Below are 24328 nucleotides of genomic sequence, written 5' to 3'. Positions count from 1 at the left end.
TCAGCCGGGTCCTGCTCGCTATTTTATTAGTGATGGTCCTTGTCATTGGCCTGTTGCAAACTGATTGGGGACAAAACTGGCTTACCCGGCAGGTTACCCGAAAGCTTTCCCGCGACCTAAAGACACATATCAGCATTAACCATGTTCGTTTCCATTTTTTTGACAAAATGGACCTCCAGGGAGTTTTCATACAAGACCAGAACAAGGACACCCTGATGTATGCCGGAACGGTTAAGGTTCTTATTACCGACTGGTTCTTTTTTAAGGATAAGGCAGAATTGCAATACATTGGCCTTTCCAATGCTATAGTGAACTTCAACAGGAAAGACTCGGTTTGGAACTACAACTTCCTGGGAAAATATTTTGCTTCATCCGATACCAGTACTAAAAAAAGTTCAGGCATCCAATTTGACCTGAAAAAAGTGGAATTGGATAATGTCTCTTTTGTTCAGAAAGATGCATGGACAGGAAATGATATGGTGATCAAAGTGAAGTCTTTGGACATGGATGCCAGGCAGATCTCACTTACAGGAAAAACACTCGATATTTCGAAACTGGACCTGGTAGATCCTTACTTTTCCACCTTTTCCTATAAAGGGCTTAAGCCTCCCAACAAAGACACTATCAGTAAAAAGAGTTCTTCTCCTCCTGAATGGACTTTATTATTGAGTAATGTGAACATTACCAATGGCAGGTTCAGATCTGACAATGAAAGCAAGCTGGCGCCTCCAGGTGTTTTTGATGGAGAGCATATGGATTTCAGCACCATTACAGGGAGTTTTAAAAATGTAGGCTGGGCCAATGATACTATAAGAGGAAGGGTCGACATTTCAGCAAGGGAACGCAGCGGCCTTATTGTAAGAAGATTAAAGGCAGATACCCGCTTTGAGCCCGGAGCCATGGTTTTTGAGAACCTGGACCTGCGAACCAATAAGAGCGTGCTTGGAAATTATTTTTCCATGAACTTCAAAAAAGGGATGAAGAATTTTGTGCATGATGTGATCATGGAAGCCAATTTTAGCAAGGCATCCCTGGCCAGTGATGATATCGCTTTTTTTGCACCGGATGTAAAAGACTGGAACCGCGTTATACGAATCAATGGAAAAGTTCAAGGATCAGTAGACGCCCTGAATGGCCGTGACCTTGAATTGTGGGCAGGAGATAAAACCTATATCAATGGCAATATTAGCCTGGTAGGCTTGCCTAATATTAATGAAACACTGATCAATGTGGAGGCCAGTGACCTGAGAACCACCTATGCTGATGCAGTTAATTTTATTCCTGCTTTAAGGAATATCACCTCCCCTAACCTGCGTGCATTGGGCTACCTGCGCTTTTCAGGTTCCTACACAGGTTTCATCAATAATTTCGTCACCTATGGCACTCTCAATACTGCGCTTGGAACACTGACGACTGACCTGAACATGAAATTTCCTCACAAAGGAGATCCTGTGTATTCTGGAAAGATCGCTACCAGTGGATTTGAACTGGGCCGGTTTTTAAACAGCTCCCAGCTAGGCATAGTTGATTTTAATGGAACAGTTAATGGTTCAGGTTTTGACTGGAACACCCTCGACATGAAGGTTGATGGCAATATTCGCCGCTTTGGATTCGGAGGGTATACCTATAACAATATCATAGCAAAGGGTGTATTAAGCAACCGCAAATTCAATGGGAATTTTGTGATCAAGGATCCAAATGCCGATCTAAGCCTGGATGGCCTGATTGATCTGTCCGGTAAGACTCCTCTTTTTGACGCAAAGGCAAATATTACCAACATCAATTTAAAAGCATTAAACCTATCCAAACAGGATGTGCAGCTTAGTGGCGCATTTGACCTGAAACTGCAGGGTAATTCCCTATCCAATTTACTGGGAAATGCCAGGATCACCAATGCCACGCTATTGAATAATAGTAAAAGGCTAAGTTTTGATTCCCTGGTTGTTTCTTCCCATTTTAACGATGGAGTGAAAACTCTCAGATTAAATTCCAATGAGTTTGATGCAGTCATTTCCGGCAACTTTGATCTGAACAGCCTCCCTGCTGCTTTCACGGTTTTCCTAAGCCGTTACTATCCCTCTTATATAAAGGCTCCAAAAAATATCAAACCACAGGCGTTCACATTTGATATTACCACAGGTGTTGTGGAAGATTACATACAATTGATCGATACAAGCCTGACAGGCTTTAATAACAGTCATATAACCGGAGCTTTGAACACAGCAGCCAACACAATGGATGTAGATGCTGACATTCCTTTTTTTGCTTACCGCCAATTCAATTTCTCGGATGTGCAATTGAAAGGAACGGGTAACTTCCAAAAGCTGACATTGACAGGCCAGGTAAACAATGCAGTGGTTAGTGAAACCTTAATGTTCCCCCAAACAAGGTTCACTATCGAAGCACAAAATGATGTGTCGGAAGTAACTGTCAATACCTTGGCCAACCAGACCATCAACCAGGCAGATATTTCAGCACAGATAAAAACCTTCAGTGATGGGTTGTCGGTTCTGTTTAAACCCTCTTCATTTGTACTGAATGGAAAGAACTGGTCCATCGAACAGGGGGGTGAATTGAATTTCAGAAGGAACACTATTGTACAGGGACAGTTGCTATTAAAAGAATCCAACCAGGAGGTGCAGATAGGTACACAGCCTTCAGCCATCGGAAACTGGAATGATCTGCACATCAGCCTGCGCAACCTGAACCTGGGTGATATCTCTCCCTTTATCACTCCTCATAACAGGTTGGAAGGATTATTACATGGAGATATTGTGGTAGAAGACCCGCAGAATAAGTTCAATGTAATGGCAAACATTCATACAGATGAACTGCGATTTGACAATGATTCTATTGGGCAGGTCCAGGCAGCCGCCTTATACAATAACAAAACAGGAATGCTGACAGGTAAGGGAAATAATATTGACCCTGACCATCATATTGATTTTGACCTGGCAATGGATTTTAAAGATTCAGCCAATACGTTCAGGGATAGGATATCCCTTCACCCCAGGAACTTCCAGTTAAAATACCTCGAGCGTTTTATTGGATTACTATTTTCAGACCTGCAGGGATTTATTACGGGGGATGTAGATATTGTTGGTGAGGGGAGCGACCGTGATTACCTGGCTAAGGCCCGCCTGAAGGATGCCAGCTTCAAGGTGAACTTCACACAGGTCACGTATAAAGTTGATGATACCGAGATAGAGTTGAAAAAGAACGAGATTGATTTGAATGGGATCAAGTTACGGGACCGTTTTGGCAATGTGGCAGTGCTCAAAGGAAATATTACACACCATTCCTTTAGTGACCTGTATTTTGACCTGGTGGTGCAGACGCAATCCAGGCAGATGGAATTGCTGAATACTACTTACAATGACAACCAGCTATTCTATGGAAGGGCAATGGGTTCAGGCAACTTTGTATTGGTAGGCCCCCAGAAGGATATGCAGATGATCATAGAAGTTAAAGCCTCTGAAACTGACAGTTCATTCATTACCCTTCCCCCTTCCAATTCACGGCATAGCAGCCAGGCAGCCTTTATGGTGGAAAAGAAATATGGTACCGAGATGAATCCTTCTGCCCTGAGTGGTTCTGCTTCCAACCTGAAATATGATATTACCCTAACTGCCAATCCCATGGTGAATATGGAAGTAATATTGGATGAACTGACCGGTGATATTATTAAAGGCAAGGGATCCGGCATTCTTACCATTCACTCTGGTACTACAGACCCATTGACCATTAATGGTCGTTATAACATCGATGAAGGGAATTACCTTTTTACGTTTCAGTCCTTTTTCAAAAAACCATTTGTATTGCGCAAAGGCGCTAACAATTATATAGAGTGGAGCGGAGATCCATATAAAGCAACTATAAATCTTGACGCTGTTTATACAGCCGAAAATGTAAGCTTTGCGCCCCTGGCAAATACCATTCTTTCATTATCTAGTAGCCAAACTAAGAGCCTGGCCGGATTTAGAGATGATGTAAACGTAGTTGCTAACCTATCGGGAGAATTGTTCCAACCCAATTTCAATTTTAAGCTGGAGTTCCCCAGTAATAGCCTGATCTACCGTGATCCCGGGGTTGCATTTGGTATTCAACAGATTGAAAAGAACCCAAATGAACTCAATAAACAGGTTACCTACCTGATCGTTTTCAACAGCTTTGCTCCATTTGAAGACCAGCGTGCCAATGCCAATCCTTTTGGAGAAGCCATATCTAGTACCATTTCGGGATTATTGTTTGGAGAGGTCAATCGCCGTATCAATGAATTACTGGGTAAAGTGCTGCAGCAAAACAAACTGACATTGAACTTTACTGGTTCCCTGTATAACAGGAATCTGATCAATCCTGACCAGAGGGGCTTACTACGCATTAACCAGGGAGATGTAAACGTTACCGTTGGAAAATCACTTTTTGAAGGCCGCCTGAACTTTACTGTTGGGGGTACATTTGATGTACCTATTCAATCGGACTTCCAGCAAAGTATTCGATTGTTCCCTGATGTTACAATTGAATTGCTTCTGAATAAATCAGGTTCTGTAAGGGCCACTTTCTTTTACCGGGAGAATGCAGACTTTCTTACTGCAACTTCAACGGCAGGAAACCTGCAAACACGCCGCTATGGAGCCAGCCTCTCTTATGGAAAAGAATTTGACACGGTTGGAGATGTGTTTAACGCCAATAAGAAAAAGAAAAAAAGCAGGGGCAAATTAAAAAGCGCTAATAATCCGCCCTAAAATGATAACCTGGTAAAGGATTCCACCCAACAACAATAATTTCCAGGGGCGTTCACTAACTTGTTCAGTTATTACAGTATCTCATGCCCCATCTTATCTTTTTTTGTCTGCAGGTATTTCTGGTTATGCGGGTTCGGTTCCACTTTAATAGGCAGGTTTTCTACGATCTCCAGGCCATAACCAATCAACCCTACTCTTTTTTTAGGGTTATTGGATATCAACCTAAGCTTGGTAATTCCAAGGTGCCTTAGAATCTGGGCACCAACACCATAATCCCGCTGATCGGTTTGAAAACCCAGGTGCAAATTAGCTTCCACGGTATCCATGCCTTGTTCCTGCAGCCGGTAAGCTTTCAGTTTGTTGAGCAGGCCAATGCCCCGTCCTTCCTGGTTCATATATATGATAGCTCCCTTGCCTTCAGCCTCCACCATTTGCATGGCCTGGTGAAGCTGTTCACCACAATCGCAGCGCAGGGATGCAAGGATATCACCTGTAAAACAGGAGGAGTGCATACGCACCATTACAGGTTCTTCAGGCTGCCAGGATCCTTTGATCAATGCCAGGTGTTCATTACTGCTGTTCTTTTCCTGGAAGGCTACCAGTTTAAAATGGCCATATTGTGTGGGCATATCTACCCGCACTATCTCGTCTATCAATGAATCCCGCTTGATGCGATATTCTATCAGGTCTTTTATGGAGATGATCTTAAAGTCAAACTTTTTAGCTATTTCCATTAATTCAGGCAAACGCGCCATGGAACCATCATCATTCATGATCTCCACCAATACACCGGATGGCTCAAATCCTGCCAGCCTTGCCAGGTCAACCGTGGCCTCCGTATGCCCTGCCCTTCTCAATACACCACCTTTCTTTGCCCTCAAAGGAAAAATATGACCAGGCTTGCCCAAATCTTCAGGCTTTGTAGCCGGATCTATAAGAGCTTGAACAGTTTTAGCCCTGTCGTGGGCTGAAATACCCGTTGTACAGCCATGACCTAGCAGATCGACAGATACTGTAAAAGCAGTTTCATGCAGGGCCGTATTGTTATTGACCATTAACTCAAGTCCCAGCTCGTTACAGCGGTCTTCAAGCATGGGAACGCATATTAACCCTCTTCCATATTTGCTCATGAAATTGATAACTTCCGGAGTTACATTCCTGGAAGCCGTGATAAAATCCCCTTCATTTTCCCTGTCCTCATCATCCACCACAATAACCAGTTTCCCCCCTTTCAGATCTTCAATGGCGCTTTCTATCGTGTTCAGCATGTGATTTTTTTACAAAAGTAGCAACTATGCAGGGCTAATAAACAGAGTTTTGTCATTTTAAGGAAATGCAGCATTTTAGCGGGTTGGAGGCTCTTATTGGGGTAACAAATTGTTAATATTTGTCAATAACTATTGTTCGTTAATTCCCTTTCTTTGCACCCGAAAACAAATAATTAATATGCTAAAGAGAATCTTGACTCTGCTTGTATGTGCCCTAGCCATGGGGCATTTTACATTTGCACAGGAAACTAATAGTAGTATCGGAGGTATTGTAAAGGGTTCCAATAACGAACCTTTGGTAGGTGCCACCATTACTGCTGTTCATAATCCTACCGGAACAGTGTATCGTGTTATTTCCCGTACCGGCGGTGTATTTAATATCAGTAATATGCAGCCTGGAGGCCCATATACAATTACTTTTTCATTTGTAGGGTTTTCAGATGAAAAAAGAGATGATGTTTACCTTTCCCTTGGACAAAAATCCAACTTCAATGTTGCTTTGGCAGACAATACAGGTAATCTTACTGAGGTTGTAATTGCAGCCAGGAGAGCAGCCAGCAGCGGCAGAGGGGGAACTGAAACTTCCATTGGAAGAGATAAAATCAGCGGCATACCTACAGTAAACCGCAACCTGAACGATTATTTGAAATATACTCCACAGGCCAAAGTAACAACTGACGGAGCTGGTATTTCCATAGCTGGTCAAAACAACCGTTTCAATGCCTTTTATATAGATGGTGCCATTAATAATGATGTTTTCGGTTTGGCGGCTTCAGGAACAAATGGCGGCCAGGCTAATATCAATCCTATTTCTATTGATGCCATTGACCAGATGCAGGTGGTGGTTTCTCCTTATGACGCTTCCATTGGTGGATTTACCGGTGGTGGTATCAATGCCACTACACGTTCCGGAACAAACACTTTCCAGGGATCTGCATGGGGCTACTATAGGAACCAGGACCTGGCAGGTAAAACACCGGGCGATGTTCCAAAAGAGCAAAGAACGAAACTGGCGAACTTCAAAAACCAGCTTTATGGTTTCAGGATCGGTGGTCCGATCATCAAAAACAAGTTATTCTTCTTCCTTTTAGGTGAAACTCAAAAAGAGATCAGGCCTCAACCATTTGACATTACAACTTACAGGGGTAATGGCAATGTTGACTCGATCAATAAGCTGATCAACTTCCTGGGTTCAACCTATGGCTATGATCCAGGATCTTACCTGGACAACCCCGAAAAAGTGAATGCCAACCGTGTTACAGCCAAACTTGACTGGAATGCCAATTCAAGCAATAAGGTTTCTTTAAGCTATAGGTATAATGACGGGGAACGTTATAATACATCAGCCAGCAGCACCACTGCTATTAATTTTTATAATAATGGTTATGTATTCCCAACCACTTCACATACCGCTACCGGTGAGTTGAAAAGCAACCTGAAAAATGGTTCTTCCAACCGTGCATTGGTTACCTATACCAATGTTATAGATAATCGTAACCCTATAGGAAAGCCATTTCCAAGGGTCACCGTTAACGATGGTTCAGGCAGGTATGTATTTGGAACGGAAAACTTTTCTACAGGTAACCTCTTAGCACAAAAGAACTGGACGTTCTATGATGCTTTCAAGTTTACAGTTGGCAGACACCAGTTCAATATTGGTACCGACAACCTGTATAGTGATGCCAAGAACGTTTTCATACGTGATAACTTCGGTACATATACTTATGCCTCACTGAGTGACTTTATGGCCGGAAATGATCCTACGCGTTACCAAAGAACTTTCTCTTTGCTGGACAACAAAGATGAGAACTCCACTGCATCTGCAGCCAAGTTCAAATACCTGAACCTTGCCTTCTTTGTAAATGACGAATTAAGAGTAAATGACCAGTTGACATTGAATTTTGGCATTCGTTTAGACAAGACAAAATTCTTAACCGATCCTCTTACAGACAATTTCCTGAACGATTCAGCATTAGGAAAGATCTCTCAATACTATGATCTTAAAGGTGCCCGCTCTGGCCAGATCAGTAATGTACCCTGGTCAATTTCACCAAGAGCAGGATTTACTTACCGCCTGCCTGATGAAAATATAACCGTACGTGGTGGTTTAGGCATATTCACAGGGCGCATGCCATTGGTATGGCCTGGTGGTGTGTATAATAATAATGGTGTCAGCCTCGGTGGTATTGATCCGACCGCAACTCAAATTGCATCCATTCCGGGAAACTTTTTCCGTCCTGATCCATATGGACAATACAATTCTTCAGATTTCGGTATAAGTCTTGACAATGCAAAAGGACAGATCGATATCATCTCGAAGGATTTCAAACTTCCGCAGATCTTCCGTACATCCCTTGGCGTTGACAAAAGGTTTGGAGATGGATGGACATTCACTGTGGAAGGACTTTATACTAAAAACCTGCAGGAGATCTATTACCAGAATGTGAACATCATGCCTCCTACCATGAAGTCTGCAGGACCAGGTTCAAGAAACGTTTATTCTTTCAGCAGGAACCCAACACCTATTCCATTACGTTCTAATGGCAAGAACCCATACACTGGTATCTACCTGTTGTATAACAATCCTGGAGAAAAAGGTTATTCCTACAACTTTACTTTCAGCATTGATAAGGCCTTCCGTAAGGGATGGGCATTTAATGCCAATTATGTATATGGAAATTCTGTGGTAAACAATGAAACTACCAGTTCCCAAAATAATTCCCAGTGGAATACTATGGAAACAGTAAATGGTAGAAACTTTGTGGTTCGTTCCACATCTGACTTTGACCTGGGACATCGCATCAGTGCATATATTTCCAAGAAGTTCAGCTACGCTAACAATAAACTAGCTACCACGGTTAGCCTGGTTTATAATGGCCAGCAAGGTGCGCCATTCAGCTACATCTACTCTAACAGTATGATCGGCGATAATGGCCCTTCCGCTTTTGGAGACCTGATTTATATCCCGACTGCTTCAGAAGTTCAGACAATGACCTTCCTGAACAATACTACAGGTGGTGTTACCTATACTGCAGATCAGCAAAAACAAATGCTGGAATCTTATATCCAGGGTAATAAATACCTGAGTAAGAACAGGGGACAGTTTGCTGAGCGCAATGCAGACAGGCTTCCGTTCACTCATATTTTAGATCTGCAATTGCAACAGGATTTCAACTTGAAAGTGGGAAGCAAAACTTATACAGTTCAATTAAGTTATAATGTTTCCAATTTTACCAATATGCTGAACAGGAATTGGGGAAGAACATACTTCTTAAATTTCGACCAGTATTCATTGATCCAGTTTGCGGGTTATAAATCTGCAACTGATCTAACTCCTCAATACAGGTTTAGTCCTCAAAAAGGAGATCCATGGGGTCTGAGCACAAGCTCTATCCCTGGATTAAGTGCAAGATGGATAAGCCAAATTGGTTTGAGGGTCAACTTCTAATAATAAAGCCTTCATAAAAAATAAAGTCCTGTTGAAAAACAGGACTTTATTTTTTTTAGTTTACACCTTACTCCATCCCCATAACAGGAATGCAGGCATTGCTTTTCCCCAGGTAGCTACATCATGTTTACCATCTTCATAGTTAAGATACCGGATATCATATTCCGTATTGTATCCATGTTTTTGTAATTCATCTATCAAAGCCAGTGTATCATCTATTGAATCTATTATACCGTTATTATTCCTGTCGGCAGTTTCGTCCTGCGAACCTGTTGTAAAATAAAAACGCAGCCCGGGATAATATTCTCCCTCCCTGATCTTAAAATGCATGATACGGTCAGTATCATCATTATAATTATCATCAAGAGCAGTAGAGCGCCACCATAAAGAACCTGAAAATATACCGGCAACAGAAAATACATCTGGATGGTGCCATACTATGTCAATAGCGGAAAGTCCCCCAAGCGAAAAACCGCAAAAACCTTTTTGCCTGAAACTTTCAATGGCGTATTCCATATGAATAAATGGGATTAGCTCCTCCAGGATAAATTGCTGGTAGGCATTTGCGGTTGCCCCCCTCCCTTCAAAGTCAGGAATATCAGCAGTACCATATTCCATTTTACGGTGCTTCCCTGCGTGGATGCCTACACAAAATAAGGGCTGCACCTGGTCTGATTCAAGAAGGCTGTTATATAAAGCTGCGAACTTCATTTCTTCCAGGTCCTGGCCATCATTAATAAGCAGCAGGCTCATTTCGGCAGGATTGGAAATATTTTTAGGCAGGTAAAGGTCTATTATTACATAACGTTTCAGGTATTGTGAACCTATAGCACGTTGCTCAATCAATATATTAGATAATTCCTCTGTTAGCATCCGTTCAAAAATAGCGTTTTACAAAAACTAGTGGAATAAACTATTCAGTTCCCAACTTTCTTTTTTACTATAGTGAATTAAATTGTATTTTAAATTTTTTGGATCCTTAACACCAACAACCATTTATGAAAAAGATAGGTATACTGTTTGGCCAGGAACGCAGCTTTCCAATGGCATTTATTGAGAGAGTGAACAGCAAAGGAATTGAGAATATTGTAGCTGAACCGGTACGCATAGACAAATCTGCCCAGGGATTAAATTCAGGTTACGCGGTTATCATTGACAGGATATCACAGGATGTACCTTTCTACCGGGCTATTTTAAAAAATGAGGCTCTAACAGGTACTGCCGTGATCAATAACCCTTTCTGGTGGAGTGCAGATGATAAATACTTCAATAACTCCCTCATGACGCAAATTGGAGTACCTGTTCCTAAAACCGTGATCCTTCCCTCCTACGATCTTCCAACAGATACCAAACCCGAATCTTTTTCCAACCTGGCGTATCCCCTGGCCTGGGATGAGATATTCGCTTATGTAGGTTTTCCTGCTTATATGAAGCCCTATGCTGGTGGTGGATGGAAAAGCGTATACAAGCTGCATGACAAAGAGGAGTTTTATCAAAAGCATGGCGAGACTGAACAGTTGGTGATGCTGCTGCAGGAAGAAATTGTATTTGAAGAATACTACCGCTGCTATTGTATAGGCGGGAAGCATGTCAGGATCATGCCTTACGAGCCCCGTAATCCTCACCACCTGCGCTACCAGGCTGAATTTTCACCTTCTCCTGAAAGACTGAGGCTAATGGAAGATATCGTGTTGCGCATCAATCATTACCTGGGTTACGATTTCAATACAGTGGAACTGGCAGTTAAAGATGGTGTTCCCTACGCCATTGATTTTGGCAACCCGGCACCAGATGCAGAAAGGGCGGGTGTAGGTGAAGAAAACTTTGAGTGGGTGGTAGAAACAGCAGCTAACTATGCTATTGAAAGAGCTGTTGCACAAAAAGAAGGTCAAAGCAACCTGACCTGGGGAGAATATATCAAAAGGAGCGCTACTGGTGTGCCCTTGATATAATTTATTTGACTAAGAATAATATACTTTTCCAGGAGCTAAAACTGATCATCTAAACGAACTAATTGAATGTTACTCAACTATAAGAACTTCACCCTTGGCGTAGAGGAAGAATACATGGTACTGGACCCGGTTACCAAAGAATTAAAAAGTCATGAGCAAAAGATTGTTCATGAAGGACAAAAGATCATTAAGGACAAGGTAAAGGCTGAAATGCACCAGGCAGTGGTGGAAGTAGGCACTGACATTTGCAGGGATGTAGATGAGGCTTTCCAGGATGTGTCCACACTCCGAAAAACAATAGCTGAAATAGCAGGTAACCTTGGCTACCAGATAGGTGCCTCAGGAACACATCCTTTTAGTCACTGGGAAAGCCAGTTGATCACTGACCATATCAGGTATAATGAAATTGTAAACGAATTGCAGGAAGCAGCACGAAGCAACCTGATATTTGGCCTACACGTACATGTGGGCATGGAAACAAGGGAAATGGCCAATCACATTGCCAATTCCACCCGCTACTTCCTTCCGCATATCTATGCCCTGAGCACCAACTCTCCTTTCTGGGAAGGAAGGTTGACAGGCTATAAATCCTTTCGCACCAAGGTCTTTGATAAATTTCCCCGAACAGGAATTCCTGAACCTTTTGAAAGCATTGAAGCTTATGATAATTATGTCAAGCTGCTGATGAAGACCAACTGTATTGACAATGCAAAAAAGATCTGGTGGGATCTGAGGGTTCACCCTTTTTTCAACACAGTGGAATTCCGGATATGTGATGTACCTATGACAGTCAATGAGACCATAGCCATTGCTGCCCTCTTCCAGGCTATTTGTGCCAAGATCTATAAGCTCCGCTCCCAGAATATGAATTTTATTCAATATTCCAGGGCGCTGATCAATGAAAATAAATGGAGAGCAAGCAGGTATGGTATTGATGGTTACCTGATTGATTTTGGAAAAGAAGAAGAGATCAATACACGTGTACTTATTTATGAATTGCTGGACTTCGTAGATGATGTTGTAGACCACCTGGGCTCCCGTGAGAAACTTTCCTATGTGCATAAGATGCTTGAGAATGGCACTGGTGCGGACAGGCAGTTATCGATTTATGAACAAACAAAAAGCCTTGTGAGAGTGACAGAATACATCAACTCACAATTCCTGTATGGGCTATGATATATTGAATAATTATTGGAATAAAATTTTAAATGCTAATACCTTTTTGTAACTTAGATATGACCGGACGTGTATAACTACTCTTTCAAAGTAACTGATTTTCTCTTCCATCAATCTCGGCAAATCGGGTATGGCCAGGGTATTTAATATATACTTTAGTTTTAATAACACAATGCGCAATGCAATTGTAACTGTCAGAACAACGCCATTCTTTACTGAATACACTTTAAATTTTGACGAGGAATTATTACAGGAGCTTCCAGGCAATAAGATCATTTCCACTTCCGCCAACCACTTTATTTTTCAACATGCCTCGTCTAATGAATTAAGTCCCCTGATGAAGGAGATCCTGGCGGCTGTGTCACAGCATATACACATACCCGAAGTTTAATTACCAGTGTCTATCTTTTTGATCCATTTGATCACCCCATCCATATATACCTTCTGATCATCCCACATAGCCAAATGACTGCCATTGGGACAATACAGATAGCTACCGTTCTTAACCAGCTTACTTTGTTCTTCCATGGCCTTTGGATCCATGGTATCATATTTTGCTCCGATCATCAAGGTAGGCACACTAATATTTTGTAATTGAGACTTAATATCCCATTGAGCCAACCTGCCGCTTATACCAAATTCTGATGGGCCCTGCATCATAGTATAGATCACGGGGTTTACATGCTTAAATGAGCGCTGAACAGGATCTGGCCATTCTTTAAGCCGGCATAAATGTTCATGGTAAAAGTTGGGCAGCAATAATTCCATATAGCGGGGATTGTCAAAGTCCTTTCTTTTTTCCAGGTCCCGTATCTCCCTCAATACTCCAGGATTCATTTGTGCAGCCAATACTTTTTCAGCATACTTTCCATACTCAGGGGCGCTGGCCACCATATTCGAAACGATAAGCCCTTTCATATTGGACTGGTATTTTAAAGCATACTCCATAGCCAATATGCCTCCCCATGAATTGCCCAATACATAAAAATTCTTTTGATCCGCTCCTATTGCCTTTCGCACCTGCTCCACTTCTTCAACAAACCTCGGTATGGTCCATAAACTGCTGTCTGTAGGCTGGTCGGAATAGTATGATCCTAATTGATCGTATTCATAAAATTCAAAACCCTCTTTAGGAAAGAAGCTTTCAAAGCACTCCATATATTCATGTGTCATGGCAGGGCCTCCGTGTAATAACAGGATCTTAATTCGGGAATTATTGCCTATGCGTTTGGTCCATACTTTAAAATTTCCTACCGGTGTAGTAACAGGTATCATATGGATACCGGCGGCTAACACTCCTGTATCTCCGTAATTGAAATATTTATCTACTGTGATCTTTTTTTCACTGCCATCATCAACCTTTACCTTCATATCACAGGCAGCTAAAAACATAAGTGTTGTAAAAATGAAAATCGATCTGCTCATTGGAACATTTTTGACACAAAAGATAGCTTTTTTTGCCTTACTTTAATTCCCTTAAAACAGAACATGAAAAATATCGCGGCATTTATTATTCTTTTTTGCAGTCTTCATTCTTTAGCACAAAACAAAGCTGATTCGATCCTGATATTACAAAAGACAAGTTCTTTATACGACCTGGAGTTCACTGCTGCTGAAGCAGATTCAATGCTGGAGAATATTGTCTATTACAAGAGCATTTATGCAGCTATGCATAAAGACATGCCCAAAAACGATCTTCCATTTCCTTTCGCATTCAAACCTGCACCTGCTGGTGTTAAAGTGCCCATGAACCAACAGAAAGTCAACTGGAATATTCCTGCCAATGTCGCTCTTCCTGCTAACAGAAACGACCTTGCCTTTTATTCTGTCACTCAATTGGCATCACTGATCAAAACCAGGAAAATAAGTTCCGTGGAACTCACTAAATTCTTTATAAGCCGACTGAAAAAATGGGGAGACACGCTACAAAGTGTGATCACGCTTACAGAGGAACTTGCCCTGCAACAGGCAAGGCAGGCAGATGCGGAGATACAAAGCGGCAAATACAGGGGCCCGCTTCATGGTATACCCTATGGCATCAAGGACCTCTTTGCAGTGAAAGGTTACAAAACTACCTGGGGAACGACACCTTATAAAGACCAGGTGATTGATGAAGACTCCTATGTATATACAAAACTGAAAGAAGCCGGTGCGGTTCTCTGTGCCAAGCTATCATTAGGTGCCCTTGCCTATAATAACAAATGGTTTGGCGGAGAAACCAAAAACCCTTGGAACCTCGCGCAAGGATCAAGCGGTTCCTCTGCAGGTTCAGCAGCATCTGTGGCAGCAGGATTGTTACCATTTACCATCGGCACTGAAACACTCGGTTCAATTGTATCTCCTTCCACCCGTTGCGGCGCTACAGGTCTTCGGCCTACATTTGGCACCGTTAGCAGAAGTGGCGCCATGGTGCTCTGCTGGAGCCTTGACAAGGCAGGGCCTATTTGCAGAAGCGCGGAAGATGATGCCATTGTCTATTACTATATGAAAGGCACAGATGGGAAAGATGCAAGTGCCATCGATCATGCTTTTAATTACAATCCTTCAAGAGATATAAGAAAATTAAAAGTAGCCTATGCAGAAAACTACTTTAAGAAGTTGCCAAAGGATGCACCTGAATGGAAGGTGTTGGAGGCTTATAAAAATATGGGCGTTAAAGTGCAGGCTGTCAACTTTCCTGATTCTACCATTTATCCCGCTAACCTGGTAAGCATTATATTAAATGCAGAATCAGCAGCTGCCTTTGATGAATTAACCCGCAGTAACAGGGACGAACTTATTGAAAGGCAGGATAAGGATTTCTGGCCCAACTCCTTTAGGTCGGCACGACTGATACCTGCTGTGGAATACATCAATGCCAACAGGTATCGTTCCACCCTCTGCTCCAGGTTCCAGGAATTCATGCAGCCATATGATGTAGTGATTGTGCCTACGTTTGCAGGCAACCAGTTGTCCATTACCAATCTTACCGGCAATCCTGTAGTTTGCATGCCCATGGGTTTTAATAAACAAGAGCTCCCTTTAAGTATTACCCTTATCGGGAAATTATATGATGAAGCTTCTATTTTAGAAGCTGCTAAAGCTTTCCAGGATAATACACCTCACAATAAAAAACATCCCCAAAAATTCCTTGAATAACTGGAGGTAGTTATTGTTGAATGTGACATCAAAGTAGATCGCCCTAAACCACCGTATTTTAGCGTATGAAATATAGCCTGCTCATACTTACTGTTTTTGCCATAAACATATCCTTCGCACAGAAGAAAAAAGTAGACCTGCTCATTTACAATGCCACTATTTATACCGTAGATAAAAACTTTTCAATACAATCTGCCATTGCTATTGATAAAGGCAAGATCGTTGAAACAGGTGCAACCGCCCAACTATTGAAGAAATACAATGCAACACAAAGAAAAGATGCGGAGGGGAAATTTATTTATCCAGGGTTCATAGATGCCCATGCCCATTTTTTTAACTATGGGCTGGGACTACAAACGGCAAACCTTGTAGGTACGACCAGCTGGGAAGAAATATTGAATAAAGTGCAGGCTTTTGCGCAGGAACATACTGAAGGCTGGCTGATAGGCCGTGGCTGGGACCAGAACGACTGGAGCATAAAAGAATTTCCAACAAAGGAAAAGCTGGATATTTTATTTCCGGATAGACCTGTTATTTTAAGCAGGGTGGATGGCCACGCCGCTATTGTTAATAAAAAAGCTTTGGACATGGCCGGTATACAACCGGGCCAAACGCTTTCTGGCGGACAGGTGGAAATGGAGAATGGTGCATTAACTGGTATACTGGTTGACAATGCTGTAGACCTGGTAGCATCCAGGATCCCCACTCCTTCCTTAGCGCATGTAAAACAAGCATTATTGTCTGCCCAGCAAAATTGTTTTGCTGTAGGCCTTACCACAGTTGATGATTGCGGTATTGATTATGGGCTGGCACTTTTAATTGACAGTCTTCAAAAGAGCAGGGAATTGAAGATGCGCATTTTCGCCATGCTCAGTGATGATACTAAAAACTACAACTTCCTGTTTAAAAATGGTAAGATCAAGACTGATAGACTGAACGTAAGAGCTTTTAAAGTATATGCCGATGGAGCATTAGGTTCCAGGGGCGCCGCTTTATTAAAACCTTATAGCGATAAACCAGGTTGGTCAGGATTTCTTTTGAGCAGCCAGCAACATTTTGATTCTGTGGCCAATATCATTGCCCGGAACGGGTTTCAAATGTGCACACATGCCATTGGCGATTCAGGTAACAGGACAATATTGAATATTTACGCAAAATATCTTAAAGGAAAGAATGACCGTCGCTGGCGTATTGAACATGCCCAGGTAATAAACCCTTCCGATTTTCATTTATTTGGTCAATACAATATCATTCCTTCCGTTCAGCCCACTCATGCCACTTCAGATATGTATTGGGCAGCAGACCGATTGGGTGCAGACCGCGTAAAAGGAGCTTACGCCTTCAGGCAATTGTTAAATGAGAACGGTTGGATCCCATTGGGAACAGATTTCCCTGTGGAGGACATCTCTCCTTTTAAAACATTTTATGCAGCTGTATTTCGTATAGATGCAAACCAGTTTCCCAAAGGAGGCTTTCAAATGGAAAATGCATTGACACGCCAGCAGGCCATTAAGGGCATGACCATCTGGGCAGCAAGATCCAATTTTGAAGAAAAAGAAAAAGGTTCATTGGAAAAAGGCAAATGGGCAGATCTTATCATTCTTGATAGAGACCTTATGCGAGTGAATGCCAAAGATGTATTATCAACTACTGTATTAGCCACCCTGGTTGGTGGAGAAACTGTATATTCTAAAAATTAGATACTATGAAAATGAAGTTCGCTTTTTTAATTACTCTTACTATTATTATCTGCAGCTTTACTATGCAAACAAAAAAGAAGATCGTGTTCTTTGGTGATTCAATCACTGAAATGGGTGTGCAACCCGAGGGTTATATCACCAGGTTGGGGCAGCTGTTCAAAGATAAGAACCTGGATAAGAATTATGAATTAATTGGAGCAGGCATAGGAGGCAACAAAGTATATGACCTGTACCTAAGGCTTGAAGATGATGTACTGTCTAAGAAACCAGATGCTGTTGTGATATGGGTAGGTGTAAATGATGTATGGCATAAAAAGCTGGCACAAACAGGGACAGATCCTGATAAGTTCGAAAAGTTCTATGAAGCACTCATCAGGAAGTTCAAAGAAAGAAATATTACCGTATTACTTACTACTCCGGCGGCTATTGGTGAAAGATCAGATTGCAGCAATGAGATGGATGGTGATCTGAACAGGTACGCGTCCATCATCAGGAACCTTGCTGCAAAGAATAATTGCACCCTGGTAGACTTAAGGAAAGATTTTATGGACTACCTTAAAACCAACAATCCCGAAAACAAGGATAGAGGCATACTTACCACTGATGGAGTGCATTTAAATGCAGCTGGCAATAATTTCGTTGCAGGCAAAATGTATGACGCACTTCATAAAAGCTATATTAAATAGTTTCTTGTTTCTCATCAATTTAGAAGGTCTTTTCCCCCAAATGGGTAAAGACCTTTGTTTTTTAAGCTGACTTGTTGATAAGCCCTGTGGCAAAGGATTTGCACTTCCTTTAGACTCAAATGACTAAGTTTGCCGCCCATGAAAAAAGGAAGCACAATAAGGATCGCTATTTTGGATTTATATGAAGGGCATCCAAACCAGGGGATGAGGTGTTTAAGAGAAATCATTAAACAATGGGCAGTATATAGTAACAGCAATGTGGTTTTTGATGAGTTTGAAGTGCGCCTGAACCAGGAGTTCCCCGATCTTTCCTATGATATGTATATCTCAAGTGGTGGGCCTGGCAGCCCTATGGAAAGCGAAGGCCAGGCATGGGATACAGGGTATTTCACCTGGCTGGAACAAGTAGAGCAATGGAACAACAATCCTGCTAATCCTAATAAAAAGTTCGTATTCTTTATTTGTCATTCCTTCCAGTTGGTAAGTCGCTACTATGGCATTGGGGATATCAGTAAAAGGAAGTCAACAGCCTTCGGAGTTTTTCCGGTACATGTTACCCTGGAAGGCCAGAAGGACCCCGTTTTCGCAGGTTTAAATGATCCTTTCTACGTTGTTGATAGCCGTGACTGGCAGGTTACCCTACCCGATTTCAATAAACTTAAAATGATCGGGGCTGAAATACTTTGCATTGAAAAATATCGCCCTCATGTACCCTATGCCCAGGCCATCATGGGTGTTCGCTTCAATGAGTATATGGTGGGTACCCAGTTTCATCCCGAGGCTGATGCAGAAGGCATGAGCATGTACCTGCAAACAGAAGAAAAAAAGAAAACGGTAGTAGAAAACTATGGTTTTGAAAAATGGCAAAACATGGTTGAACAACTAAATGATCCTGAGAAGATAATGTATACCTATGCACACCTGCTTCCCAATTTTTTTAATGAGGCAGCAAGGCATCTCCAACAACAATTGGTTGTAAGCTGATCTGCTATATAGATGCCCCATCCCCTATTATGTTAATTATCCCGGTATCTTCATATTATGCAACAATCAATTGCCCAACTCTCTTTGCTGGTACATGATTATGATGAAGCCATTGAATTTTTCACGCGGAAACTAAACTTTATCCTTGTTGAAGACACGCCACTAACTGAAACAAAAAGATGGGTGGTGGTACAACCCAATGGTTCAACAGGCTGCAGGCTGTTGCTTGCCAGGGCTGCCAATGAAGAACAAAGAAGCAGGGTCGGAAATCAAACGGGCGGTAGGGTCTTCCTGTTCCTGCACACAGACAATTTGCAAAGGGATTTTGAGAACCTGGTGAAACAAAATATAAAGATTCATAGGGGACCTCTTACAGAACCTTATGGGAAGGTGTTGGTATTTGAAGATCTGTATGGCAACCTGTGGGATCTTATAGAGCCACTGGCACCTGGTATCCAACCCTAAATTACGATGGTAACATCACCCTCAACAGCATGCCCGGTACAGGTAAGGATATATCCTTCTGCTAATTCCCTGTCTGTCAATACTTCATTATAAGACATCCACACCTTTCCGCTTGTGCATTTAGCCAGGCAATTACCACAACGGCCGGCATCGCAACTATAAGGCAATGACAATCCAGCCTTGCGGGCCGACTGCAAAATACTAAAGGGGTATTCCGCCCTGATCTTATGCATTACAGGGCCTGCAAATATTGTTACTTCATGTGTTGCCTTATCCGGTGGATCAATTTTCGGTACAGTCTTATATGTATGAAATATTTCCTTTTTTATGAGGGCAGCAGGTACACCCATTGCTCGCAGAGTAAAAATGCACAGGCGCATGTACGCTTCCGGTCCACATATATAATAAAGAGAAGCGGATTCATTTTCTTTGGAATGACCATGTACAATACCTCTTAGCAGGTCAGGGTGAAGCCTTGCCTTCAGCAGGTTTTGAGAGTTGCTGAACAGGAACTCGATCAACAATCGACCCGGAAACTCATTTTGCAATTGTTGTAATTCTTCCAGGAACATGGCAGTTTCAGGGGCGCTATTACTATAAATAAGTATTACCTGGAGTTCTGCATGTTGATAGAGGCAGGCTTTCAGTAATGAATAAACAGGCACGATGCCACTACCAGCCGCAAAAAAATATATTTGCTTGAAGTTTTTGATATCACCAGGCAATACAAATACACCACCTGGCCCAACAGTCAGTAAATTGTTCCCAGCCTTCACTTCATCATACAGGTAACGTGAAAATGTACCATTATCTATTCTTTTCACGCCAATGCATAACCGCTGGTCGACACCTGGCGTGGAGCACAATGAATAAGATCTTCGGATTTCTGACTGATCCTCACTCAAAATTAATGTAAGGTATTGCCCTGCTTTATAATGGATGGCCTTGCTGCTTTCATTAGTGAAATAAAATAACCTGACCCCCTTTCCGCTGTGCCTGACCTCATCAACTATCAATTGTATTGTACCAGTTGCTTTCACCAATCCACAAGATTAACGCATTTCAATTATACAGAAAATAAAAGCAGGCAGAGCAAACCTAATGGTAAGATTATTGTTACTTAAGTAGACTTAAACCGAATGAAATGAAGGGATATCATACTTACAAGACCTGTATTGAAGCATGCCTGCGGTGTGCAGCTATCTGCAACCATTGCGCTTCATCCTGCACACAGGAGCAAGATGTAAAAATGATGGCAGGTTGCATTCAATTGGATATGGAATGTGCAGCTGCCTGTTATGCAGCAGCACAATTAATGAGCCTCGGCAGTGAGAAAGCAAAAGATATGTGTAATATATGCGCGGACCTTTGCGACAAATGTGCAGCAGAATGTAGTAAGCACCATACAGAACATTGTAAAGAATGTGCTGAAGCATGTAAGATGTGCGCACAGGAGTGCAGAAAAATGTCATAGAAAAACCAATAATATACGCTAATAGCAGGTGTTGGCATTGATGTTTATACTAACGGTAAACAACAATACCTGCTATGACTTTTTTTGCAGTTCCCTGACCACACTGGTTAGTTCGGCAATATCATTTCTTAATTGATTGATGTCTTTCACACCAACTATGGGTGTGTCTTTTTCTTCAGCATCCCTTCCAATAAAAAAGGTGGCAAGTGTTGCAGTTACATATCCAAAAATAGCATAACCAAAAAGTGAAAGCAGGAATGCCAGGCCTCTTCCCTCCGGCGTGGCAGGCCAGAAATCACTACCCGCAGTGATGACCCGCATGGCTGTCCACCACAGCGCCATACCATAGTTCTCAAAACCCGGGTTAGGATGTTCCATTCCATACATACCTGCAGCACCAGCAAAAGTGACCACAATAGAAAGTATCACCACATAGCCAAAGGCCCTTCTCTTCATGGTAGCACCCAGGCTCTTCATGCCCCTGTTGAGCGAAGAAACTATCCGCACCAGCCGAATGCCCCGCAAACCTCTTAATAACCTGACTATCCTGAAAATGCGAAAAATTCTTAAGGCCGGGATCAGTAGAGAAATGGCGGTTAGCCAATTACGCTTAAGAAAATGAATTTTAGACGTAGCCAGGAAAAATTTTATAGCAAAGTCAATAATAAATACTACCCATATAGTAAGGCTGAGGTACTCCATTGACTTATTCAATCCCCAAACCAATTCTATTACCAGCAAGATGAGCCAGACAAACCCAAGGAAGATCATTGGGCCATCCAGTAATTTATCAATTGATGTTACCAGCTTATTTCTCTCCCGGTTTAACTGTTGCATATACTGGCAGGTTGATCATTAAATATGCATGCTTGCAAAAGCATTACTGTATTCATGTATTCCCATTGCAATAACCAAACCTGCCAATGGTTACCAGTTAGGTTGCATACAACTTAATATCCGAAAGCATTATAATTTGAAAACAGCAGCCTCGTAAGCTTTCAAAGTAATCTTTGAATAAGTCTTGTCAAACTGTGGGGGCTGCTTATAGTTTGACAATAATAATTCTGGTCTCCCTGTCATCCGCGGAAGAACAGCCTGGGCATTGGATGCAGAAAAGTTTAGTAGTACCAGTAATTTTTCTCCTGAGTTTTCTCTTACATAAGCATAAACATGCGGATTGTTTTTATCCAGCAAGGTATATTTCCCATATACGAGCACAGGAATATTTGCAGCGCGCAGTTTCAATAAGCTTCTAAAATAGTTCAGGCAGCTATTGGGATCTTTTTCCTGTGCTGCTGCATTGATGCTGGTATAATTCGGATTCACTTTTATCCAGGGCGTTCCTACACTAAACCCTGCATTCTTTGTATTATCCCACTGAAACGGAGTACGGCTGTTATCACGGCTGGTAGCTTTTGTGAACTTCATAAACTTTTCCATATCACCACCAATATTCTCCTGGTGCTTGTACTCGTTTAATACAGGCATATCCCGGTAATCATTTATGGAAGAAAAGTTTGCATTGGTCATCCCCAGTTCATCACCATTGTAATAATAAGGTGTCCCTCTCATGGTCATTATAAAAGTTGCCAGCATTTTGGCAGAACCTTCCCTGAATTTTGGATCATCATTACCAAAGCGGCTTACAAGTCTTGCCTGGTCATGGTTGGCCAGGAAAATGGACAGCCACCCTGCATTGGCAAAGGCACTATCCCACCGGCTGAAGACTTCTTTGAAATGCAGGAGGCTATAGCCTTGCGGCTTAGCTATGTCGACGCCTTCAAAGGCATAGGCCATATTCAATTCATGGCGATCAGCATCCACAAGGTTATGCGCATCTTCGAATGAATTACCTGCGCCCTCTGCCACACTCATTACATCATACTTGCTTAATACCTCTTGGTGCATCTCCTGCAGGTAGCCATGAAGGTTGCCCTGCATGGCATAATAGAGAATGAAATTCTTTTCAAATCCTTTGGGAAATGCAGGGAATGTTGTGTCCTTGGCTGCAAACTGGAAAGCATCCAGGCGGAAACCATCAATACCCTTGTCTGCCCAAAACTTCATAATATTATATACCTCGCTGCGCAGTTTAGGGTTTTCCCAGTTAAGGTCAGGCTGCTTCCTGGAAAAATAATGCAGGTAATAGGCGTTGGTCAGCGAATCATACATCCATGCATCATGGTTGATATCGAACAGGCTATACCGGTAGGGAGGCTTTCCGTTTTCCGCATTCCACCAATGGTAATAATTACGGTAAGGATTGCTCCTGGAACTCCGGCTTTGTTTAAACCATTCATGTTCATCACTGCTGTGATTCACCACAAGGTCCATTACCAGTTTTATACCCCTGTCATGCATTCCTTTCAGCAGGGCATCAAAGTCTGCCATTGTTCCAAAGTCTTTCATGATGTTGCGGTAATCACTTACATCGTATCCATTATCATCATTGGGAGAACTATAAATAGGATTCAGCCACACCGTATTCACTCCAAGACTTTTGATATAATCAAGCTTTGAAATGATGCCCTTCAGATCACCTATCCCATCGCCATCACTATCCTTAAAACTCCTCGGATAGACCTGGTATACGACGGCTTCCTTCCACCATTTTCTTTCATCCTGTTGAGCATTATGATTTTCCTGGGCTATGCCTGTACCAGGCAAAACAGTTAGTACAAGGAATGGAAGCAGGCAATTCAGAATTGATCTCATAAGATCTTTATTTAGCAGTATAAAGAGGGATAAGTCTAAAGTAAATTTACAAAGTTGACTCCTTAATAAGTTGAAAAAAACAGAAGATGAGACAGTTAAAGGTTTATGGATTTGTGGTTAATCAGTATCCCTTTGCGTATTCTTTGCGTGGCTTCTCTCTCTGCGCACTTTGCGATACTCAGTAACGCAAAGAGTGCAAAGATGTTCGCAAAGGATCCTTTAGGTTAATATTAGTTCATAGACATAATAGAATAGCAGAGAGAAGAAAGATTAAGAATTTTGTGGAAGGAAAGTGAGGTGAACTTTGCAAAGGAATAGACCGAGGGTCTTATTTGCGTATTAGTCCTCACTCTCCTCTCCACGGTTGTCAAGGCCTAGTTAGAATTCTAAGTCCTAAAAGACTAATTAAAGGTCTTAGGCTTGGCAACCTTGATTTGTTTACTTCTAAAAGCAAAGCTATGAAAGTTCAACACATCATCGGAGCCGACCTCTCCAAAAAAACTATTGATCTGTTCAGCCATGAGTGTCATTCACACATCTCAATTAAAAACGATCCTGAAGGGTTTAAACAAATGAC

17 protein-coding genes are annotated in these 24328 nt (G+C 42.0%); 11 read left to right on the top strand and 6 right to left on the bottom strand.

The window, feature by feature from the left end; all coding sequences use genetic code 11:
* Positions 1-32: 32 nt before the first annotated feature.
* Complete coding sequence (locus BUA53_RS18175) at positions 33-4745, top strand: translocation/assembly module TamB domain-containing protein (RefSeq protein ID WP_072836822.1); 4713 nt, start codon at positions 33-35, stop codon at positions 4743-4745.
* Between the two features lie 71 nt (positions 4746-4816).
* Here BUA53_RS18175 and BUA53_RS18170 read toward each other — a convergent pair whose 3' ends face one another.
* Positions 4817-6013, bottom strand: a complete 1197-nt coding sequence (locus BUA53_RS18170; RefSeq protein ID WP_072836821.1) for a bifunctional 3,4-dihydroxy-2-butanone-4-phosphate synthase/GTP cyclohydrolase II — start codon at positions 6011-6013, stop codon at positions 4817-4819.
* A gap of 178 nt (positions 6014-6191) precedes the next feature.
* Between BUA53_RS18170 and BUA53_RS18165 the strand changes: the two genes are divergently transcribed.
* Positions 6192-9461, top strand: a complete 3270-nt coding sequence (locus tag BUA53_RS18165; RefSeq protein ID WP_072836820.1) for a TonB-dependent receptor — start codon at positions 6192-6194, stop codon at positions 9459-9461.
* A 60-nt stretch (positions 9462-9521) separates the two neighbouring features.
* On the opposite strand, the gene BUA53_RS18160 is transcribed toward BUA53_RS18165, so the two are convergent.
* Positions 9522-10334, bottom strand: a complete 813-nt coding sequence (locus BUA53_RS18160) for an alpha/beta hydrolase (RefSeq protein ID WP_072836819.1) — start codon at positions 10332-10334, stop codon at positions 9522-9524.
* A gap of 125 nt (positions 10335-10459) precedes the next feature.
* Here BUA53_RS18160 and BUA53_RS18155 point away from each other — a divergent pair, with 125 nt between their 5' ends.
* The 3 genes from BUA53_RS18155 to BUA53_RS18145 all read left to right on the top strand — a co-directional run bounded on the left by BUA53_RS18155 (position 10460) and on the right by BUA53_RS18145 (position 12980).
* Positions 10460-11413: an ATP-grasp domain-containing protein gene (locus BUA53_RS18155; RefSeq protein WP_072836818.1), complete on the top strand. Its 954-nt coding sequence runs from the start codon at positions 10460-10462 to the stop codon at positions 11411-11413.
* 66 nt (positions 11414-11479) lie between these two features.
* Positions 11480-12589, top strand: coding sequence for a carboxylate-amine ligase (locus BUA53_RS18150; RefSeq protein WP_072836817.1), 1110 nt, complete (start codon positions 11480-11482; stop codon positions 12587-12589).
* A gap of 130 nt (positions 12590-12719) precedes the next feature.
* Entirely contained in the window at positions 12720-12980 is a 261-nt protein-coding gene (locus tag BUA53_RS18145) for a hypothetical protein (protein ID WP_072836816.1), read from the top strand.
* On the opposite strand, the gene BUA53_RS18140 is transcribed toward BUA53_RS18145, so the two are convergent.
* Positions 12977-14014, bottom strand: a complete 1038-nt coding sequence (locus tag BUA53_RS18140; protein ID WP_072836815.1) for a proline iminopeptidase-family hydrolase — start codon at positions 14012-14014, stop codon at positions 12977-12979. The two genes, BUA53_RS18145 and BUA53_RS18140, sit on opposite strands and share 4 nt — an antisense overlap.
* A gap of 63 nt (positions 14015-14077) precedes the next feature.
* On the opposite strand from BUA53_RS18140, the gene BUA53_RS18135 reads away from it, so the two are divergent.
* The 5 genes from BUA53_RS18135 to BUA53_RS18115 all read left to right on the top strand — a co-directional run bounded on the left by BUA53_RS18135 (position 14078) and on the right by BUA53_RS18115 (position 19562).
* Positions 14078-15727 (top strand): amidase, encoded by a 1650-nt coding sequence (locus BUA53_RS18135; RefSeq protein WP_072836814.1) that lies wholly within the window; start codon positions 14078-14080, stop codon positions 15725-15727.
* 65 nt (positions 15728-15792) lie between these two features.
* Positions 15793-17427: an amidohydrolase gene (locus tag BUA53_RS18130; RefSeq protein WP_072836813.1), complete on the top strand. Its 1635-nt coding sequence runs from the start codon at positions 15793-15795 to the stop codon at positions 17425-17427.
* Positions 17428-17432: 5 nt separating this feature from the next.
* Positions 17433-18113 (top strand): SGNH/GDSL hydrolase family protein, encoded by a 681-nt coding sequence (locus BUA53_RS18125; protein ID WP_072836812.1) that lies wholly within the window; start codon positions 17433-17435, stop codon positions 18111-18113.
* A 138-nt stretch (positions 18114-18251) separates the two neighbouring features.
* Positions 18252-19097 (top strand): type 1 glutamine amidotransferase, encoded by an 846-nt coding sequence (locus tag BUA53_RS18120; protein WP_072836811.1) that lies wholly within the window; start codon positions 18252-18254, stop codon positions 19095-19097.
* A 57-nt stretch (positions 19098-19154) separates the two neighbouring features.
* Complete coding sequence (locus BUA53_RS18115) at positions 19155-19562, top strand: VOC family protein (RefSeq protein ID WP_072836810.1); 408 nt, start codon at positions 19155-19157, stop codon at positions 19560-19562.
* On the opposite strand, the gene BUA53_RS18110 is transcribed toward BUA53_RS18115, so the two are convergent.
* Positions 19559-20602: a ferredoxin--NADP reductase gene (locus BUA53_RS18110; RefSeq protein ID WP_245793215.1), complete on the bottom strand. Its 1044-nt coding sequence runs from the start codon at positions 20600-20602 to the stop codon at positions 19559-19561. The genes BUA53_RS18115 and BUA53_RS18110 overlap by 4 nt on opposite strands.
* Positions 20603-20706: 104 nt before the next feature.
* On the opposite strand from BUA53_RS18110, the gene BUA53_RS18105 reads away from it, so the two are divergent.
* Positions 20707-21036 carry a four-helix bundle copper-binding protein gene (locus tag BUA53_RS18105; RefSeq protein ID WP_072836808.1) on the top strand — a complete coding sequence of 110 codons (330 nt, stop codon included), beginning with the start codon at positions 20707-20709 and terminating at the stop codon, positions 21034-21036.
* A gap of 72 nt (positions 21037-21108) precedes the next feature.
* Here the strand turns inward: BUA53_RS18105 and BUA53_RS18100 are convergent, their stop codons facing one another.
* Positions 21109-21873 (bottom strand): ion transporter, encoded by a 765-nt coding sequence (locus BUA53_RS18100; RefSeq protein ID WP_072836807.1) that lies wholly within the window; start codon positions 21871-21873, stop codon positions 21109-21111.
* A gap of 129 nt (positions 21874-22002) precedes the next feature.
* Complete coding sequence (locus BUA53_RS18095; protein ID WP_084080244.1) at positions 22003-23751, bottom strand: glycoside hydrolase family 13 protein; 1749 nt, start codon at positions 23749-23751, stop codon at positions 22003-22005.
* Between the last annotated feature and the right edge of the window lie 577 nt (positions 23752-24328).

The organism is Flavisolibacter ginsengisoli DSM 18119 (assembly GCF_900129295.1).
Lineage (GTDB): Bacteria > Bacteroidota > Bacteroidia > Chitinophagales > Chitinophagaceae > Flavisolibacter > Flavisolibacter ginsengisoli.
This window is presented reverse-complemented; position numbering and strand designations above follow the sequence as displayed.

Excerpts from the sequence above, each read along its gene's own strand:
- BUA53_RS18175 (WP_072836822.1), top strand. The coding sequence starts at position 33 with ATGGTCCTTGTCATTGGCCTGTTGCAAACTGATTGGGGACAAAACTGG.
- BUA53_RS18170 (WP_072836821.1), bottom strand. The coding sequence starts at position 6,013 with ATGCTGAACACGATAGAAAGCGCCATTGAAGATCTGAAAGGGGGGAAA.
- BUA53_RS18165 (WP_072836820.1), top strand. The coding sequence starts at position 6,192 with ATGCTAAAGAGAATCTTGACTCTGCTTGTATGTGCCCTAGCCATGGGG.
- BUA53_RS18160 (WP_072836819.1), bottom strand. The coding sequence starts at position 10,334 with ATGCTAACAGAGGAATTATCTAATATATTGATTGAGCAACGTGCTATA.
- BUA53_RS18155 (WP_072836818.1), top strand. The coding sequence starts at position 10,460 with ATGAAAAAGATAGGTATACTGTTTGGCCAGGAACGCAGCTTTCCAATG.
- BUA53_RS18150 (WP_072836817.1), top strand. The coding sequence starts at position 11,480 with ATGTTACTCAACTATAAGAACTTCACCCTTGGCGTAGAGGAAGAATAC.
- BUA53_RS18145 (WP_072836816.1), top strand. The coding sequence starts at position 12,720 with ATGGCCAGGGTATTTAATATATACTTTAGTTTTAATAACACAATGCGC.
- BUA53_RS18140 (WP_072836815.1), bottom strand. The coding sequence starts at position 14,014 with ATGAGCAGATCGATTTTCATTTTTACAACACTTATGTTTTTAGCTGCC.
- BUA53_RS18135 (WP_072836814.1), top strand. The coding sequence starts at position 14,078 with ATGAAAAATATCGCGGCATTTATTATTCTTTTTTGCAGTCTTCATTCT.
- BUA53_RS18130 (WP_072836813.1), top strand. The coding sequence starts at position 15,793 with ATGAAATATAGCCTGCTCATACTTACTGTTTTTGCCATAAACATATCC.
- BUA53_RS18125 (WP_072836812.1), top strand. The coding sequence starts at position 17,433 with ATGAAAATGAAGTTCGCTTTTTTAATTACTCTTACTATTATTATCTGC.
- BUA53_RS18120 (WP_072836811.1), top strand. The coding sequence starts at position 18,252 with ATGAAAAAAGGAAGCACAATAAGGATCGCTATTTTGGATTTATATGAA.
- BUA53_RS18115 (WP_072836810.1), top strand. The coding sequence starts at position 19,155 with ATGCAACAATCAATTGCCCAACTCTCTTTGCTGGTACATGATTATGAT.
- BUA53_RS18105 (WP_072836808.1), top strand. The coding sequence starts at position 20,707 with ATGAAGGGATATCATACTTACAAGACCTGTATTGAAGCATGCCTGCGG.
- BUA53_RS18100 (WP_072836807.1), bottom strand. The coding sequence starts at position 21,873 with ATGCAACAGTTAAACCGGGAGAGAAATAAGCTGGTAACATCAATTGAT.
- BUA53_RS18095 (WP_084080244.1), bottom strand. The coding sequence starts at position 23,751 with ATGAGATCAATTCTGAATTGCCTGCTTCCATTCCTTGTACTAACTGTT.